Annotated in this window: 1 protein-coding gene; it reads left to right on the top strand. The window is 70.8% G+C overall.

Annotation, left to right across the window (positions count from 1 at the left end):
- Positions 1–20: 20 nt before the first annotated feature.
- Positions 21–322 (top strand): response regulator (locus ACYQ0U_RS22850; RefSeq protein ID WP_459976175.1); only part of this gene is annotated, 302 nt, incomplete at its 3' end.

Here is a 322-nt window from a genome sequence, read left to right as displayed (position 1 = left end):
CCGTTGGTAGGAATGGACCCATGGCCTCCAAGATCCGCGTCTACCTGCTCGACGACCACGAGGTGGTCCGCCAAGGCCTCCGCGCGCTGTTGGAGAGCAGCAGCGACATCGAGGTCGTGGGCGAAGCCGGCACGGCGACCGACGCGGCCAGCCGGATCCCGGCGCTGCGCCCGGACGTGGCGGTACTGGACGCGCGCCTGCCCGACGGCTCCGGCATCGAGGTGTGCCGGACGGTCCGCGCGGTCGACCCGTCGATCAAGGGACTCGTCCTCACGTCGTACGACGATGACGAGGCGCTGTTCGCCGCGATCATGGCCGGCGC

The organism is Nocardioides pyridinolyticus (assembly GCF_054653575.1).
This window is presented reverse-complemented; position numbering and strand designations above follow the sequence as displayed.